At 28.6% G+C, this 16,241-nt stretch carries 19 protein-coding genes; 9 read left to right on the top strand and 10 right to left on the bottom strand.

What is annotated here, in order from left to right:
• Positions 1–9: 9 nt before the first annotated feature.
• The 5 genes from KZH69_RS09260 to KZH69_RS09240 form a co-directional block, all read right to left on the bottom strand.
• Positions 10–1,152 (bottom strand): tyrosine-type recombinase/integrase, encoded by a 1,143-nt coding sequence (locus tag KZH69_RS09260; protein WP_219317147.1) that lies wholly within the window; start codon positions 1,150–1,152, stop codon positions 10–12.
• A gap of 2 nt (positions 1,153–1,154) precedes the next feature.
• Positions 1,155–1,712 carry a helix-turn-helix domain-containing protein gene (locus KZH69_RS09255; RefSeq protein WP_219317146.1) on the bottom strand — a complete coding sequence of 186 codons (558 nt, stop codon included), beginning with the start codon at positions 1,710–1,712 and terminating at the stop codon, positions 1,155–1,157.
• A gap of 309 nt (positions 1,713–2,021) precedes the next feature.
• Positions 2,022–4,706 carry a DUF4365 domain-containing protein gene (locus KZH69_RS09250; RefSeq protein ID WP_219317145.1) on the bottom strand — a complete coding sequence of 895 codons (2,685 nt, stop codon included), beginning with the start codon at positions 4,704–4,706 and terminating at the stop codon, positions 2,022–2,024.
• Between the two features lie 297 nt (positions 4,707–5,003).
• Positions 5,004–5,303 carry a hypothetical protein gene (locus KZH69_RS09245; RefSeq protein WP_219317144.1) on the bottom strand — a complete coding sequence of 100 codons (300 nt, stop codon included), beginning with the start codon at positions 5,301–5,303 and terminating at the stop codon, positions 5,004–5,006.
• Positions 5,304–5,307: 4 nt separating this feature from the next.
• Positions 5,308–5,616 (bottom strand): hypothetical protein, encoded by a 309-nt coding sequence (locus KZH69_RS09240; protein ID WP_219317143.1) that lies wholly within the window; start codon positions 5,614–5,616, stop codon positions 5,308–5,310.
• A 125-nt stretch (positions 5,617–5,741) separates the two neighbouring features.
• On the opposite strand from KZH69_RS09240, the gene KZH69_RS09235 reads away from it, so the two are divergent.
• A complete protein-coding gene (locus tag KZH69_RS09235) occupies positions 5,742–5,990 on the top strand; it encodes a helix-turn-helix domain-containing protein (protein WP_255557756.1) in 249 nt (82 codons plus the stop codon).
• 61 nt (positions 5,991–6,051) lie between these two features.
• Here KZH69_RS09235 and KZH69_RS09230 read toward each other — a convergent pair whose 3' ends face one another.
• From KZH69_RS09230 to KZH69_RS09220, 3 genes are all read right to left on the bottom strand, one after another.
• Positions 6,052–6,327 carry a helix-turn-helix domain-containing protein gene (locus KZH69_RS09230; RefSeq protein WP_219317142.1) on the bottom strand — a complete coding sequence of 92 codons (276 nt, stop codon included), beginning with the start codon at positions 6,325–6,327 and terminating at the stop codon, positions 6,052–6,054.
• Positions 6,328–6,447: 120 nt separating this feature from the next.
• Entirely contained in the window at positions 6,448–7,587 is a 1,140-nt protein-coding gene (locus KZH69_RS09225) for a tyrosine-type recombinase/integrase (RefSeq protein ID WP_219317141.1), read from the bottom strand.
• 334 nt (positions 7,588–7,921) lie between these two features.
• Positions 7,922–8,575 carry a helix-turn-helix domain-containing protein gene (locus KZH69_RS09220; RefSeq protein WP_219317140.1) on the bottom strand — a complete coding sequence of 218 codons (654 nt, stop codon included), beginning with the start codon at positions 8,573–8,575 and terminating at the stop codon, positions 7,922–7,924.
• 519 nt (positions 8,576–9,094) lie between these two features.
• Here KZH69_RS09220 and KZH69_RS09215 point away from each other — a divergent pair.
• Positions 9,095–9,577, top strand: a complete 483-nt coding sequence (locus KZH69_RS09215; RefSeq protein ID WP_219317139.1) for a hypothetical protein — start codon at positions 9,095–9,097, stop codon at positions 9,575–9,577.
• On the opposite strand, the gene KZH69_RS09210 is transcribed toward KZH69_RS09215, so the two are convergent.
• Together KZH69_RS09210 and KZH69_RS09205 are read right to left on the bottom strand one after the other, a co-directional pair.
• Positions 9,574–9,906 (bottom strand): helix-turn-helix domain-containing protein, encoded by a 333-nt coding sequence (locus KZH69_RS09210; protein ID WP_219317138.1) that lies wholly within the window; start codon positions 9,904–9,906, stop codon positions 9,574–9,576. The two genes, KZH69_RS09215 and KZH69_RS09210, sit on opposite strands and share 4 nt — an antisense overlap.
• 533 nt (positions 9,907–10,439) lie before the next feature.
• Entirely contained in the window at positions 10,440–10,763 is a 324-nt protein-coding gene (locus KZH69_RS09205; RefSeq protein WP_219317137.1) for a helix-turn-helix domain-containing protein, read from the bottom strand.
• A 262-nt stretch (positions 10,764–11,025) separates the two neighbouring features.
• Here KZH69_RS09205 and KZH69_RS09200 point away from each other — a divergent pair, with 262 nt between their 5' ends.
• The 7 genes from KZH69_RS09200 to KZH69_RS09170 all read left to right on the top strand — a co-directional run bounded on the left by KZH69_RS09200 (position 11,026) and on the right by KZH69_RS09170 (position 16,200).
• Positions 11,026–11,703, top strand: coding sequence for a Crp/Fnr family transcriptional regulator (locus KZH69_RS09200; protein ID WP_219317136.1), 678 nt, complete (start codon positions 11,026–11,028; stop codon positions 11,701–11,703).
• An 87-nt stretch (positions 11,704–11,790) separates the two neighbouring features.
• On the top strand, positions 11,791–12,207 hold the full coding sequence (locus KZH69_RS09195; RefSeq protein ID WP_219317135.1) for a DM13 domain-containing protein: 417 nt from the start codon (positions 11,791–11,793) through the stop codon (positions 12,205–12,207).
• Position 12,208: 1 nt separating this feature from the next.
• Positions 12,209–13,108, top strand: a complete 900-nt coding sequence (locus KZH69_RS09190; RefSeq protein WP_219317134.1) for a hypothetical protein — start codon at positions 12,209–12,211, stop codon at positions 13,106–13,108.
• Positions 13,109–13,523: 415 nt separating this feature from the next.
• Positions 13,524–14,369, top strand: coding sequence for a class I SAM-dependent methyltransferase (locus KZH69_RS09185; RefSeq protein ID WP_219317133.1), 846 nt, complete (start codon positions 13,524–13,526; stop codon positions 14,367–14,369).
• Between the two features lie 433 nt (positions 14,370–14,802).
• Positions 14,803–15,282, top strand: a complete 480-nt coding sequence (locus tag KZH69_RS09180; RefSeq protein ID WP_219317132.1) for a YHS domain-containing (seleno)protein — start codon at positions 14,803–14,805, stop codon at positions 15,280–15,282.
• Between the two features lie 60 nt (positions 15,283–15,342).
• On the top strand, positions 15,343–15,804 hold the full coding sequence (locus tag KZH69_RS09175) for a YHS domain-containing (seleno)protein (RefSeq protein WP_219317131.1): 462 nt from the start codon (positions 15,343–15,345) through the stop codon (positions 15,802–15,804).
• 6 nt (positions 15,805–15,810) lie between these two features.
• The gene (locus tag KZH69_RS09170) at positions 15,811–16,200 is read left to right on the top strand and encodes a DoxX family protein (RefSeq protein WP_219317130.1); all 390 of its coding nucleotides are present in this window, start codon (positions 15,811–15,813) and stop codon (positions 16,198–16,200) included.
• The last annotated feature ends 41 nt before the right edge of the window (positions 16,201–16,241 follow it).

Below are 16,241 nucleotides of genomic sequence, written 5' to 3'. Positions count from 1 at the left end.
AAAAATTTATTATTTAAATGAAATTTTATTTGTTGTTTCTCTTTTTTTCTCGTCGATGATTTTCGTATATATCTGAGTGGTCTTTATATTTTTGTGCCCCAGCATTTTTGATACCGTAAAAATGTCGGTACCAGCTGCCATCTGCAGTGTTGCATAAGTATGTCGAAAACAGTGAAAAGTAATATGCTTCTCAATAGCTGCATCTTTAATCCAAATGGGTATCAAACGGTCAAAATCCCATTTTTTTAAATTTAAAAAAATTTTCCCATGCTCCATTCTTTGTTCCCCTAAGAATTCAAGCGCTTCCTCAGAAATTGGAAGGGTCAAGGGCCTGTCAGTTTTCTGCTGCTTAAATCTTATATAATAACCTTCATCCGCACTGTATTGCACTTCTTCCCATGTAAGTTTTGATATGTCTGAATAACGCATGCCTGTTAGCAGAGAAAAAAAGCTTATACGCTTTACAATCTCCTTTTTACAAGGTGTCCTAAACAACTTTGAAGCTTCTTCCATAGTTAGAAAATTCCTTTGAGATTCTCGTTCCTTGATACTTTCCACAGCGGCATTAACATCAGTTTGTAGTAATCCTTTTTTATATGCCTTTTTGAGAGTGGCTTTGATCTTATTGAAATAGGATAAGGCAGTGTTTTGAGCCAACAGCTTTTTATTTTTTCGTAAACTTTTTGCCTTCAAGAGATAATCCCTAAAATCTTCAATAACAGTAACATCAATTTCCCGCATTATTATATCCTCATTCTTGAGAAACATTTCAAAGTGCGTAATGGCAGACTTCCATATTTCACTGTTAATACCAATTTTACTTTCTGCTGTTAGTTTTAGATACTCAAGAAATGACATTTTACCGATCTCAATCAAACGAAGCTGCTCCTGTTCAAATGGGGTGTAAATTTGCTGCTTATTCAATTCATTAAGCCTGTTTGCACAGATAATTTCAGCTTTACAAAAATTCTCTAAATTCATTTCTTTATCAATATTACTTTTTGGTTTTGAAACCAGATATAAACCTAAATATTCTCTTCGTGAAAATTCTTTAGTTTTAGGATTATAAACTGCAGGGAAAAAATCAAGATATAGTGTAATCTTTCCACTTGGAAGCGTTCTTTTTCTAAGGGTAACATTTATATTTTTCATCTTCACACGGCATTAAAAATTATATCAATATCCTGTTTAGCGACATAGGTAAATTTTCCAATCGCATATTTAACAAGTCCACGGCGCTGAATCAAAAAGTAAAGTGCACCAGAAGAAATATTGAACTTCTGTTGAATCTCGGTTATGGTATAGCAATTCTCAAAGCCTGGAAATTGCTGTTTTGGTTTTAAAAGCAAATCCTCTACAGGTATTGCAAAAAAGGAATCAAGATCACATCTTCGGATAACTGTTCGTTTACCAAACTTTCCAATGTCCAGATGTCCTCTGCTAACAAGTCTGTAAATTGTGCTTCTGCTTATTCCAAAAAGAAGACCTGCCTGTTTAATGCTGAGGAAATCTTTTACCCTTACCGCTTCAAGGATTGGATTTTTGGCAATCTCAGTCTGTTTATTGCTCTGATCGATTTTGGACTGCCTTGTCCTGGCTTTGTAGGCCCTGCTGCTGCATTTTAGCGAGCAGTACTGGGTCTTTGTTGTTTTTGCGATGAATTCGTTTTGACAGAATTCGCAAATTCGCTTAATCTTGATGTTTGTACTCATAGAATGTGGCTTTATGTGTCCCATTGTGTCTATGTGTGTCTCATTGTGTCATCATTTGGCCAAAAAAAAATCCATATGCGGAAAATTATTTTCGTGGTACAATAATGGTACAAAAAGGAACAAACTATCTGCAAATAAAATTATATAAACAGAAAAAAGAATCCCAGTTAAAATGCCGTTTTATGACATTTTAACTGGGATTCTTTGTTTTATTTTGTGATGTTTTGTGAAACTTATTTTCCGATGCAGAAATTGACTTCTGTTTGTTTTAGTGGGTTTGTAGAGTTATAGTATCCTAATTAGGATTTTTTATGTATAAATTTCAAAAAAAAGTTTGGAAACTCCCTCTATGTAATCACTTTTTAATGACTTCATTATTTCAGATTTTAATTTTTCAGATTTTTTAAATCTTTCAAAATAATGGATTGTTCTATATTCTAAAATCCAATGCGAATTAAATTTGGAGTAATCAAAGTTATCAATATCTAATAACCAACAGTAGTAATCAAAGTATTTTTTATGTGATTTATTAGATAACTTCTTTAATTCTTCCGTTATTTCTAAATTGTATTTGTAAATCAAATTAATAACTGACCCTAATTCTAAATTTTCATAGGAGAGAAAATAATGTCTGCTGTCATTGTCAATATTTGAGTAATTCGGAACCGATGAAACATACTTTTTAAACAAATCTTCATCGTAACCAATAAAACCATAAATTGATAGAAAATTATATAGTTCTCTGTCAAATTTTTCATTTAAATTATTGATTATTTTTTGAATGAATCTATCTGTAAAATCTTTATCTAAAAAAGTAAAAGAATAAAATAACTTCTTAAGGTATTTGTCCTCTAAGTTAATGTCAATTTCATCTAAATCATTTATTTTCAAAAGACGTTTTATAAATTCTTCGATTTCAGTTTTCGTTGATTTTTCAGCATAGATATTAATAGCTCTACCAAAATTATATTTTTGGTTTTCATCATTGAAAAACAAATCTAAAATTTGTTTTATACGTTCTTTACTAATCTCATCTTCATTGTTTTCAACGAATTTTATTAACTGATTATAAGGAATCTTATTTTTGCTCTGTAATACTTCACAAAGTTCAATCACATTTAAAAGTATTTTATCTTTATCAGAATAATCTACATTTAACAAAGATGTAATTAGTAGTATTTGGTTAAGTATAGTGTCAACTTTTAATGGTTTGTTCCAACTACTTAAATCATCTAAATATTCATTGGATTGTATTAGGTTTTCGACTAATTCATTGATTCGACTAATGATGTTTAATGTTTCGTCAATTTTAATTTTATTAATGCTATATTTCTTCAAAAGATGTTTTGTTGAATCTTCATCAACATTAAAAATCCACATTTCAATAACACTCCAACTAAATTTTTCGTGTTTTTCTGTATGTATATTTTTTAAAGTATAGAGAGCAAAAACACTTTCTAAAACCTTTTTTGATAATAATTTAAATTCCGCATAATGGTTGAATATAATAAAGTTATGCTCCAAATAATTTGTAAATCTTAAAAAAGAATATTTTAAGTCTTCATATTTGTTGTGAGAGTATGAAATTCCGTATTTATCGTTAAAACTAATCTTTTGAATTTCATCATAACAATTTTCAATTTCATCTCTTACAATTTCATAAAATCGTTTTTCTTTTATATCTCTAAAAACTTCTAAAAAATATGGAGCTTTACTGTTAATAAACGGTTCATCAATATCAAATTTAATAGGATTTAATTGTTCTAATATTTGATTTTCGTCGTCACCGTAATACGAAGACTTAATCAGTCTTTTAAGCTTTGTAAGATTGTATGTTGAAATAGTATAAGTTATTGGGTTATTTGTCTTTGTCGAATCGTTATAAATTTCCAAAAAGAGCTCAACGGATTTCTTATAATCTCCTAAAAGATAATGCGTATAACCTCTTCTTAATCTTTCGTAAACAGTATTGTTTTCTAAATCTTTCCCTAATAGGATGTTTGTTTTTTTAAAGTCTAACCTTTCTAAATTACATCTTTCACAATCGCACTTTTTATATTCAAATAATTTGTGAACACAAATTCTCATTTTTGGTTGCTTACCTCTCCAAACAATGTGATGAATCATATTAACTTGTAAAAAATCAATTATGTCTTTAAGTTTTTCCTTTTGATTATCAATTAGAACTTCGTTCGATTTTAACTTTAATTCATCGTTTTCTAATATGATTGATTCTATAAAGTCAAAAAAATCTTCACTTTCTGTGTTTAGGGTAGATCTATTAATAAAAGTATTGTTTTCTTTTCCTTTAAACGGGGGTAATTGACTTATTACATCGGTAGGTAAGACGGCAATACCCTCAAATAATTTTATAACATAATGTATTTTATCAATTATATGTTTTCCTCTTATATCTACTTCAATCTTTGAATAATCTGCTTCTAAATTTCCACTTATGTATTTTTTCTTTCTTAACTGTATATATTTTGAATAATGTATTTTATCGATAAAATCTTTTAATGTGTTTTCATTCAAAACATTTTCAGTAGGAATGTATATCTGAATAGATTTTACATTATTACTCTTTTGATTTAAAATTCTTTCTTTTAAACTGTAATCATTTTGTATATCATACCAATAAATATTATTAGAATTCAAATCACAAATTGTAAAAATCATTGCCTCATCAAATTCATAATAATAATTAGAAACATTTCTTAAACTAATCTGATATGAAATCTTTGCGAAATTTTCATCATTATTATTTTTTATAATTACCAAATCATCATAAGTTCCTTTATTTTGATTTCTAAAGAAAAAATTATGTTCTTCATTTTCAGATGTTACATCAAAATAAAAATCAGTTCCATTATCTTCTCCAGCAGAAGCAGAATGTTCTTTTAAATTCATATTATTCTGAAAAAAAAGTTCTCTTAAATTACCTTTAAGTAAATCATCTGCTTCTTTTCTAATATAATTATTATCTTTTTTCATTATTGATTGTAAGTAAGTAAATCTAACAAAAAAAGTCCTCTTTTAAAAGAGGACTTTTCGTAATGAGTTATAACTTGTTAACAATATATTGTTTAGTTCTAACAAACAAAATGAATTTTTGTAACAATACCATCAATGGAGAAGAACATACTTATTTCATCGTTCTTTTTTGAGATGTGTATTCCTTTATTTTTTATAAGATAATTGTTCTCATCAATGCTTATACTTATACATTTAATATTACTTTATTTAAACACATTAATTGACACATATTACTTTTTTCGTATTTCAAAAAGATCATTTTATTTTATGAAGAATAATCAAATCACTCATTTTTAAATCACCGTTTCCTTGAGCATAGAGAATTTTTGTTGTTCCATCTTTTTCAAGATATTCAATACGGTCAGAAAACTGTTCACAACGTAGCTTTGATGTTCCTGTTATAGAATTATTTATTAAAATTTCACCTCCATTAATTTCCCAAGTTATGTCTATAAAAGAGATACCTCCCTCATAATGTCCATCGTGATAATGATTTTCAGATTCGCAGGATATTGTTAAAATTAATATCATCAATAGTAAAAAAAAGGGCTTCATAATTTTATAGTTTTAAATTATTATCTCCTGAAACTCTGATATATCGTGCTTTACCCAACATTGGTATATTTACTACTAAATCTCCATCAATTCCCATTAATACTATTTTATTTTTTCCAGCTTCAATTCTGTCATCATACTGTTTACAATCTATAATTTCTCCATTAAACTCCATCTTATCCCCATTAATTATTATATCTACTTTCGAATTAAGGTTTCCTCCAAATGGGTCAATATTCAGTGAGTAAGAGCCGTCGTATTTATGGTTAGTTGATAGATTACAAGAAGTAACCATTAACATTGTCGAATACAATAGAATTATATATTTAATTTTCATAGAATTAGTTTTTTTACAAATATCAACATTTTTCCAAACACTTACACCTGTGTAAGTGAAATATTTTTAGGCATTAACTCACTTTGTCCAAATGCAAGTTTATGGACAATTCAATAATAGAACCAATAGAACAATATGTAATTGATGTTGTTAGGAGAATGAGGATAGAGAAGAAAATTTCTCAAAAAGAGCTATCTTATGCTTTAAATTTATCAATTGGTTTTATAGGAAATGTGGAAAGTTCAAAGTTTAGAGCAAAGTATAATCTTTCGCACATCAACAAATTAGCAGAAATATTGGAATGTTCTCCAAAGGATTTTCTTCCTCAAACTCCTTTGGAGGATGAATAAATTACCTCTTTAATTTAATAATGAATACCTACCTAAAAGCACCATCCATCAAAAAGTTTAATTAGTTCCTACTTTTAAATAGATAATTGGAAGCTTTTTGTGCGATATTTTCTTGGGTAAGGCGTTTGTTATTCAATAGAAAACCATCTAAATCTTCAATTTTAAAATAGATACATTTTCCGTTTGGTTTATATGAAGTTAATACCTTATCTCTCGATAATCTTCTGATATAATGAATACTTTTTCCTAAATAAATTGATGCTTCCAATGTATTTGCAAAACCTCTTGTTTTTATAAGTTCTACGACTTCTTTTGTTGACATACTATTAACTACCATAATTAATGATTTTAAATGTTTAACCTTTTCGATTTCGATTTTTCGATTAAATATTATCAATCAATAATTACAGTAGTAAGTATGTGATAACTGGAACGATTCTTCTATTAAAAAATATACCTATAAATATAAATCAGGCATTTTAGCAACTGCATCTATTTTCTTTTTATCTATCACTTTTGCGTAGATTTCTGTGGTTTTCAAATGTCTATGTCCTAATAATTTACTAACGGTATAAATATCGGTGTCCATTGTTAATTGTAGTGTGGCAAAACTATGTCGAGCGCAGTGAAACGTAATGTGTTTATCAATTCCAGCATTAGAGATCCATTTATGTAATATTTTGTTGTGGTAGGCACTGTATATCAGGTTTTCAAAGATAAAATAAGTGTCTTTTTTTCTTTCTCCTAAAATCTTAACTGCCTGCTCACTTATTGGTAGATTCTCAACCCCTTTTGTTTTTTGTTGGATAAACTTTAATAGATATCCGTTTTGTTCATCAAAGGAGATATTTTTCCACTTTAACTCTTTTATATCTGAAAAACGTAAACCTGTTAAACAACTAAAAATAAAGGCGTTTTTCATTATTGGATAATCACATTCAGTTTTTACTAATTTTTGAATTTCTTCCAATACTAAATACTGTCTGTTAGTTTCTTTTTCCTTGATGCTTTTTACTCTGTCTGTCGGATTTTCAACAATCATTTTAGTTTGGTAGGCTTCCTTTAAGGAGGTTCTTACTTTGTTAAAATAGGATAATGCCGTGTTTTGGGATAATTTACCTTTGCGTGAAGATATTTTATTTGTCAATAGAAATAATTTAAAGTTTTCCAAAAAGAAGTCGTCTACTTTGGATATTTGAATATCCTTACCCTTACAAAAGGTATTTAGATGTTTGTAAGTACTTAACCATGCACCCCAAGTTCCATTTATTTCACATTTTGTATCAACCATTTGTTTGAAATATACCAAGAATCCTACTTTTCCACTAACACTACTCACAAATCCATGTTTTCTACTTTGTAATTCCAATATTTTTTGAGCTCTTATCGTTTCTGCTAGAAATTGAGTTTCCTTATTGTGATCTTTCTCTAAATTGTTTTTTGGTTTGTCATATAGATAAAGTCTTAAAAATTCATAAGTCCTTTTTTTATTTTCTTCATCATGATACATCAAAAACAAACTATTCATTTTTGGTTTTCCTTTTTCGGCATTCTTTTTCGATTGTTGTCCTTTACGTACAGATAAATAAATTTTCATTGTTTTCTCTTTTTTGGTTACTAATTATGGTGTAAAGTCCCCCCTAATTAGTATCACAAACAACAGTAAACCCCATAAAATAACCTACTTTATAAATATCATAAACTATAAGTTATTTACTCAAAACCGAATGTAACTTATTTTTCAAAGGTTAAAAGTTATGAGAATTCAACCTAATTTTTTAATGTTTTTTTGCTGTGGTTGATTTTTGTTTCAAACTCGACTTTAAGAATTAACTACAACATTGTTTTTAAGGAAGTACAACAATTTTAATCTGTTTTCCGATACTTTATACCAAAAAGTGATTTTAACGATGTACAATAAAGAAAACCTTTTAATCTATAGGTTTTCTATCAAATTTCTTTGTTACAACACTTCTTTTCTTAAATTTATAACCCGAAAACAGTTCGTTTTTTATCAAAAACTGATTATCGTACAATAATGTGGTATAATTACTAATACTACTTTCACTAATTCTTAATCGACCACTGACGTATTTTCTACTTCCAAAGTAGACTTTTTCTCCTTTACTCAACGAGTTATACTCTCCCCATAATAGTTTTGCTCCACTTGGTAACTTACTGTGGAATACTTCAAAAAATAACAAGATACTTCTTTCTTTCGAAGAATTTACCGATTGTTGTACTTCTTCACTCAATACATATCCTTTAGGTTGTTTTTCTATAAACGTAAGCTGTTGTAAACTCTTTAGTGTTGTAGAGATTGTGTTTTCACTCAAACATAAATATTCGGCGATACGTTTATTACTCATTGTGGTAATATGTCCAATGTTGTTTAAACTGTAGATAAATCCCAATACTATTTTTTCGTTGGTTGTAATCTTTAGCTCTAAAATCTCCGATGGTATTAGTATGTTAAAGTGTTTTCCTCTTTGTGTTGTTTCCCAATTTTCATTATCTATAATTGATTCAATGTTACCATTTTGTTGTAAAAATTCGGTAAATTTTTGTTTATTTCGTTTTTCCATTTTAAAGTATTTTTTACAATTTTAGACTGCTACACAAAAGTATAAAATCTAAAAAACTAAACTTCATTTATCTAAATTATTAAACTTTAAAATCGAAAATAATAAACTTCAATATACAGATTACTAAACTTCATTATCCCAAAAACGAAACGTATAATTAATAAGTTAATTAAATCTTCAATTAATAATGGGGAATTAATAAATCTACTATGTTCTTTTTTAAGAAAAAAGAACCAAAAAAAGTATTATTGAAACTTCGTTTCGAATTTTTGTGTTTTTCAATCAATTTAAAAAAAAATGTCTTCCTTTGAGTAATTTCAACTTAAGTAGTATTGTGTTTTCTTCTTTGAGAAAATAATCGATAATTATCTCAGAACATCGTTTTTTTTGTGTTGTACAAACTTTTTTCTTCCAAATGATAATTTATTCATCTATTGAATTAATAATTCGTGCAACATTCTGAAATTTACATATATTATATTTACTACTTTTGAATTGTAAATTGATTATACTGTTAAAATGATAAATGAAAATTGGATAGATTACAATTTTGCTGATTTTCCTTTTAAATCTGAATTGAAAGATGTTATTAAAGTTAGGAGATATTTGATAGAATTAGCCCGAAATAAAATAATAAACACAATTGATTATCAGCTTCTTATAGATAATTGTGGAATTCCCTGTGATTTAAGTCTCAACAAATATATTATCACAAATATTTTAGAGGATATTTTATTTTATGAATTTGTAAATGATAGAAATTTTTTAACTGCATTGGTAGTATCTGTAACATCAAAGATGCCTTCTTTTCCATATTTTTATGATTTAGTAAGAAAGTATACTGGAGACAAATACAAAGATTTAGATGATAAATTTATTTTCCTTAATGAAAAAGAAGAAACTATAAATTATTGGAAAAATGATTATAACTACAACAAATTCAAAGATTATAAGAGTTTCTTGAATTTAAAAAAGGAATACTATAAAAGTAAATTACCCTAAGTTATTCCCTCTAAATCAGACTTCAAAAACAGAAACCTATTTTTTAAACAAACGTACTTTAAATTATTCTCTTTGATTAATCTACGTAAGGTAACCTCTGAAATTTCAAAGAATACAACAGCTTCTTTGATTGATAAATAATGTTTTGGAAGTAAATCTTCTTTGGTTATAATTCGTTTAACTTTTGGGATTACTACATTGTTTTCCTTTTGTAATTTCCTCCAATTTCTCTTAAAACATATTATAGAGCAGTAGATTCCTTTACTACTTTTTGCAATAAATTCTTCCTTACAGACTACACAATTTCTTTTGATTTGCAAATGACTCATTATTACTTACCGTTTTTGTTACTACAAAAATCTCCTTTGTTTATCGACTAAAACACAATCAGAAAGTAACAACTCAATATTGAAGCGACTTTATGGACTATGGTAGTATAAAATTCCTAAAAAATCTCTGTTTTACAAAAGTAGTAGTACAATTAGTAACACGAATATGGTAAATAAGGGTAAACAAAGTTATCTATAAATACATAGAATCCCTTTGTTTATAAAGCTTGAAACGTAGTAATATGGTAGTTTGAAACTGTAGATTACTTCCCGATGCAGAAAATAACTTTCCTTACTCTAATGGAGCTTTAAACTTCAGTGGTACAATTATGGTACAATTTAAAGCAAACTATCGCAAAATAAAACAAAGTATCCTTATCAAGATAACATAACTCATGGGAGTTGTTTACACAAAAATAGTTATAAACTTTGAAGATTGATTATATTTGTGACATAATAAAAAAGCTAAGTGATGTATGATTAGAGTACTTAGATATGAAGGTTAAAAAGTAAAAAGGTCAAGAACCTAAATATTAGATTTTTGACCTTTTTTCAATATCATTTTTGATTTCTAAATAAGTCTTTATCCGACCTGACTTAATCCATTGCATTAACTCATGCCTGTAGAAATAAATACGTTTACCTTGTTTATTAACTGGAATTTCTCTCCTACTTACTTTACTATATATAGTTGATACCGATAGGTTTAAAAGTTTAGAGGCTTCTTCAATATTTAGAATATCTTCCTTATCTTCTTTTGTATTAGAGATTCTTAAAATAAGTTTTTCCAAATGCTCCAATTTATCATGAATCTTATTCATCATTAAAGGTATTTGGTCAAAAGTAAATGGCTTCATACGATCAGTTATTTAAATTTCATGTAAAAGTATTTATTACCAACATTGGAGATAAAAGATGTCCTTTAAAGAGGGAGTTTGGCTTGCATTGATGTTTTTTAAGAGCTTGAAATTATGATTTATTTTTTTTGGTCATATAAAAGCGCTTTCTGAAATAGTAATTTTTGATCAGCACGCAAATATTAAACTATTTTAAAAAATTTAGTCAATTCATATTTTTAAGTTGATTACTAGTAGGTATATTATTTTATATATTTGCAAAATGTATGAAGAACTAAAATACTGGTATCTCCGAGATCACAAATTATTTTGGACATTGAGTATGTCTCAAATTAAACAATTATGCGTAATAGTAGGTTTTAAAAAAGCCCACAAAGGTGATGTTATTTATTTTACCGATTCCGATTTGCCGAGAATTTTCTTGCTTAAACAAGGGAATATTAAAATAGTTTCAGTAGATGAAGATGGAAACGAAACCATTAAAGAAATCCTTCAAAAAGGCGATTTATTTGGAGAATTGGCATTAGAAAGAGACCCTGATGTGAATGAATATGCGAAAGCATTAACTAACGAGGTTTCTATTTGCAGTTTTCTTATGTCTGATTTTGAAGATTTATTAGTCAAAAATCCAAGTTTAGCTTTGTCTTACACCAAGTTTGTCGGTTTAAAAATGAAGCGTTTTAAGAATAGTTATTCCAATCTGGTGTCGAAAGATGCCAAAACCCGATTAATTACTTTTTTGAAAGATTGGGCTGAAAAAGAAGGAATTCAAGAAGGAAATAAATATACCATAGATAATTATCTTACTCAAACAGATATTGCTCAAATTATCTGTACTTCCAGACAAACAGCTACTTTACTTTTGAATGAATTGGAAGAAAAAAACCTTATTTTTTATTCCAGAAAGAAAATAATTATTGATGATGTTAAGAAGTTATAAAAACAATTTTATTTCAATTGTAAACTAACTGACATTTTCATTTTTCATAGCATGCTAATTTTGTTTTTATAAAAAAATAAAATTGCTATGAATAAACTTTTAATACTACCCTTTTTATTCCTGTTGTGTTCATGTGAAGAACAAGGCGTCCTCACTAAAGACGGTTATAATGTTACTACAGTAGCGCAAAATGCCTCTTTAAAATATCACGGTGCATTTGTTTCAACTTCTGGGGTTTCAGTCACGGGTGAAGCGAAAATTTATTTGGAAAATAACCAATATAAAGTGCAACTCGAAGATTTTAGTATTTCTAAAGGGCCCGATTTGAAAGTGTTTTTATCGAAAACTGCTGCTCCAACAGATTTTGTTTCTTTAGGGAATTTAACTTCAGCTACAGTCTATATAATTCCAAAGGGAATTGATATAGCGATGTACTCTCACGTACTTATACATTGCCAACAGTACAATCACTTATTTGCTATTTCAAAATTAATTCAAAATTAATATGAGAAAGCTGTTATATATAATGTTGGTAGTTTTCGGGACAACAAATGCTAATGCACAAGGGTGCAGTGATGCAGGAATTTGCTCGATCGGTCATGCTTTCGACACGTCAAAAAAAACGTTAAAAAACAATATTGAGGTCGCTGCTATTTTTGGAAAAGGCGAGGCTGATGTTGCGTATTTTTCTCCTTTTGTTTCGTATACAAGAAAAATTACGGAAAAATTATCACTAAGTTCAAAAATTGTTTTTTCTTCTGCTAGTGGAAGTTTTGGAACCAGCGCCAGTTTTGGAGATGCATTTTTAATTGGAAATTACACTTTCAAAGAGAAGAAAAATAAACAGTGGAGTACTCTTTTTGGGTGGAAATTTCCATTTACCAGTTCGAATAAAAAAATAAATGGTTATTCACTTCCGTTAGATTATCAAGCTAGTTTAGGAACTTTTGATTTGTTTTTAGGGACTAATTTAAAATACAGAAAATGGAATTTTAATACTGCTGTTCAAATTCCGGTTTTTAATAACAATAAGAATTCGTATTTCAAGGAATTTTCTGGTACTGATGATTTTCCTTCAACTAATTTGTTTCAACGGAAATCAGATGCATTAGTTAGTGCCTCATATTCTATTGTTACTAAAAATGAGAAGTTTACTTTCAAACCTAATGTAATATTCATTTATCATCTGGGAGAAGATAGTTACGAAACAATCATAGGAAAACGTGAAAATATAATTGGCTCGGATGGATTGACAATAAATGGAAATCTAATTACCGCTTACAATATTAATAAAAAGAATACTTTAGAATTGGCAATGGCGACACCATTTGTAGTAAGAACCGTCCGCCCCGATGGATTAACCAGAAGTTTTGTAGCCAGTATAATTTATAAAATGGCATTTTAATTAATTCTGTTAGTTTAAAAATTTAAAAGCATGTAAAACTATTTTTAAACCTATTCTACTTTCTCTCAATATAGAATTTGTACTAAAAAATAAAAATTCACAAAACTATAAGAATAAATGGGTTTATAATTGTCTAGAAGTTTAATAGTTAAATCATAATTACATTTATTAAAAAGAACAAAGTGAACGAATTTATTTTTAAACTAATTACAGGAATAAATGGATTTTCTTCATTAATTTTTAAAAATGATATAACCTAAGTGAAAGCAATAGTAAAAGTTTAGTAGTAAAAATCAATTGAATAAGATAGTTTTAATTCAACACCAATGAATTTAGGCAAATCAGAATTTGAAGCTATCCATTTTTTAAACTAATTTTTGTATTTTTACTTTATAACTATTTTAAAACTAGTACTGTGGATTCAAATTTTGAATTGATTCGGGAGCAACAAAAAGTCTCTTGGAATGCTATTTCGGAGGGTTGGAAAAAGTGGGATACTATGACTATGGACTTTTTGAAACCTATTGGGGATGAAATTATTCGTGTAATCCATCCTAAAAATGATGATTTAGTCTTAGATATTGCATCGGGTACAGGTGAACCAGGACTAACGATTGCCACGATGGTCACTAACGGTAGAGTGGTTATTACAGATCTTGCCGACCATATGGTCGATATTGCTCGAGAAAACGCAATAAATAAAGGATTAAAAAATATTGAAACCATAACCTGTGATGCATGCGACCTTCCATTTGATGATAATACGTTTGATGTTATTAGCTGTCGTTTCGGTTTTATGTTCTTTCCAGATATGCTTCTCGCTGCTAAAGAAATGGTAAGGGTTCTTAAACCTGGGGGAAGAATTGCGACTTCAGTATGGAACACATCCGATAAGAACTTTTGGGTAACTGCAATTATGGGCGCTATCAACAAAAACATGCAAATGCCACCTGCTATTGCTGGCGCTCCAGGAATGTTCCGTTGTGCGGAAGATGGATTTATGAAAGATTTATTTGAAGAGGCTGGCTTTAAAAATATTTCCCAAACTGAAATTTATGGAAAATTAAATTGTGGAACTGCTGATATGTATTGGGCTTTTATGAATGAAGTGGCGGGGCCTGTAGCAGCAGCACTTTGCAAAGCCGATGATGCTTTGAAAGCAAAAATTAAAAGTGATGTATTAGACACTATAAAGCAAAAATACCCAGAAAAAGTAATTGCTGTAGATTCTAATGGATTAATTATCTACGCCGAAAAATAAAAAATTATTACCTAGAATGTAGATTCTATAGTATTTTAATAAGTAATCCGAAGTCAAAAACTTCGGATTTTTTTAAAGTACATTGGTAGTACCAAAATAAATTTCACGTCAAAAAAAATCAATTTACTCAATTGAAATAAAATCAGTTATTATAACTAAAGGCAAAAGTTTTATCACCATTTTTTTACCATCTGTCAACAGAAATACATGCTAGTATTTTAATTATTGAATACTCATTTTCTTTTATATACTTAGGCATAAAAAAATCTAAAATGACTCTCAAAAAAGTGGTCTACATTATACTACGGTATATGCTTAATTAATCAGTTTGGAAAATTGTCCATCATCTTACGGCTATTGTCCATTTTTTAACCTTGAAAACTATCGCAGCTTTGTAATGTGAACAACTACAAATAATTATAAATCGTTAATTATGAAAAATGCATTTTTTTTACTGGTTTTAGCCTTTATTTCAGCAACTGCAATAGCTCAAAATACTGTCAGAAGAGAAGCCAACTTCAATTTAGAAAATAAAGTGGCCATTCAAGGTTTTGATCCAGTAGCCTATTTTGAAAGTAATAAAGCTATATTAGGTACTAAGGATATTAGTGCGGAGCTAAATGGAGCAATTTATTATTTCTCCAATGAAGAAAATAAAATAGTATTTCTAAAAAATCCATCTTATTACCAACCACAGTTTGGAGGGTATTGTGCTTATGGAACGTCAGAAGGACATAAAGCGCCAATTATGCCTGAGGCATTTACAATTGTTGACAATAAATTATACTTGAATTATAATTTAAAAGTAAAAGAAATGTGGCTCAAAGAGCAAAAAGAACGCATTGTGAAAGCGAATGAAAACTGGGCTAAACTAACTGGTATAAATAATTTAAAAATTTTAAGCCATTTGTAATTCAGCTGACAAAACAAGATTTTAAACTACTTTACCTTTGAAAAATAAATGTTAACTATTATGAAAAAAATTATTTTATTACTTGCCATAGCTTTAGTAACTATGACTATAAGTGCACAGACAGCAGCTAAAAGAGCTGCAGAATTTAATCTAGAAAACAAAGTGGCCGTACATGGGTATGATCCTGTTGCTTACTTTACACAAAAAAAAGCGGTGAAAGGAAAATCAAGTATAACAGCAACTTATGAAGGAGTTATATATAACTTTTTTTCGCAAGCTAATAAAGACATCTTTTCAAAAAACCCGGCAAATTATGAACCTCAATATGGAGGTTGGTGTGCTTATGCTATGGGTAGTGCGGCCGATAAAGTGGAGATCGACCCTGATACATTCAAGATCCTTGATGGTAAATTGTATTTGTTTTACAACGCCTATTTCAATAATACATTAAAATCTTGGAACAAAGACGAAGCAAATTTGAAGAAAAAAGCGGATGTCAATTGGAAAAAAATTATAAACTAAATTAATATGAAAAGCGCTGTATTTACTTGGATTATCAAACTCACAGCGGTGATAATTCTACTTCAAACTTTGTATTTCAAATTTTCTGCAGCCGATGAAAGTGTTTCTATTTTTTCGGCTTTAGGAATAGAACCTTTTGGAAGAATTGGATCAGGAATAGTAGAGCTCATTGCTTCTGTTTTAATTTTAATTCCAAGAACTACTTTACTTGGCGCTCTAATAGGATTGGGAACTATGGCTGGTGCCATTCTTTCTCATATACTAGTGCTGGGAATTGTTGTGCAAAATGATGGTGGAGTACTTTTTATTTTGGCAGTCATTACATTTTTATGTTGTGCTGTATTGATTTTCCAAAATAAAAAAGGCATTCCCAATTTATTGCTATTTAAGCTCTGATACTTATTTTTAATTCAAAACTTTAATTCGATTTATTTTCT

Origin of the sequence: Flavobacterium taihuense, from assembly GCF_019351435.1 — a bacterium.
Classification (GTDB): Bacteria; Bacteroidota; Bacteroidia; order Flavobacteriales; family Flavobacteriaceae; genus Flavobacterium; species Flavobacterium taihuense.
The sequence above is the reverse complement of the archived record's forward strand: the minus strand, read 5'-3'. Positions and strand labels throughout refer to the sequence as shown.

What these genes read in the sequence shown, in the direction of transcription:
- KZH69_RS09260 (WP_219317147.1), bottom strand. Translation starts at nt 1,152, where the DNA reads ATGAAAAATATAAATGTTACCCTTAGAAAAAGAACGCTTCCAAGTGGA.
- KZH69_RS09255 (WP_219317146.1), bottom strand. Translation starts at nt 1,712, where the DNA reads ATGAGTACAAACATCAAGATTAAGCGAATTTGCGAATTCTGTCAAAAC.
- KZH69_RS09250 (WP_219317145.1), bottom strand. Translation starts at nt 4,706, where the DNA reads ATGAAAAAAGATAATAATTATATTAGAAAAGAAGCAGATGATTTACTT.
- KZH69_RS09245 (WP_219317144.1), bottom strand. Translation starts at nt 5,303, where the DNA reads ATGAAGCCCTTTTTTTTACTATTGATGATATTAATTTTAACAATATCC.
- KZH69_RS09235 (WP_255557756.1), top strand. Translation starts at nt 5,742, where the DNA reads ATGGACAATTCAATAATAGAACCAATAGAACAATATGTAATTGATGTT.
- KZH69_RS09230 (WP_219317142.1), bottom strand. Translation starts at nt 6,327, where the DNA reads ATGGTAGTTAATAGTATGTCAACAAAAGAAGTCGTAGAACTTATAAAA.
- KZH69_RS09225 (WP_219317141.1), bottom strand. Translation starts at nt 7,587, where the DNA reads ATGAAAATTTATTTATCTGTACGTAAAGGACAACAATCGAAAAAGAAT.
- KZH69_RS09220 (WP_219317140.1), bottom strand. Translation starts at nt 8,575, where the DNA reads ATGGAAAAACGAAATAAACAAAAATTTACCGAATTTTTACAACAAAAT.
- KZH69_RS09215 (WP_219317139.1), top strand. Translation starts at nt 9,095, where the DNA reads ATGATAAATGAAAATTGGATAGATTACAATTTTGCTGATTTTCCTTTT.
- KZH69_RS09210 (WP_219317138.1), bottom strand. Translation starts at nt 9,906, where the DNA reads ATGAGTCATTTGCAAATCAAAAGAAATTGTGTAGTCTGTAAGGAAGAA.
- KZH69_RS09205 (WP_219317137.1), bottom strand. Translation starts at nt 10,763, where the DNA reads ATGAAGCCATTTACTTTTGACCAAATACCTTTAATGATGAATAAGATT.
- KZH69_RS09200 (WP_219317136.1), top strand. Translation starts at nt 11,026, where the DNA reads ATGTATGAAGAACTAAAATACTGGTATCTCCGAGATCACAAATTATTT.
- KZH69_RS09195 (WP_219317135.1), top strand. Translation starts at nt 11,791, where the DNA reads ATGAATAAACTTTTAATACTACCCTTTTTATTCCTGTTGTGTTCATGT.
- KZH69_RS09190 (WP_219317134.1), top strand. Translation starts at nt 12,209, where the DNA reads ATGAGAAAGCTGTTATATATAATGTTGGTAGTTTTCGGGACAACAAAT.
- KZH69_RS09180 (WP_219317132.1), top strand. Translation starts at nt 14,803, where the DNA reads ATGAAAAATGCATTTTTTTTACTGGTTTTAGCCTTTATTTCAGCAACT.
- KZH69_RS09175 (WP_219317131.1), top strand. Translation starts at nt 15,343, where the DNA reads ATGAAAAAAATTATTTTATTACTTGCCATAGCTTTAGTAACTATGACT.
- KZH69_RS09170 (WP_219317130.1), top strand. Translation starts at nt 15,811, where the DNA reads ATGAAAAGCGCTGTATTTACTTGGATTATCAAACTCACAGCGGTGATA.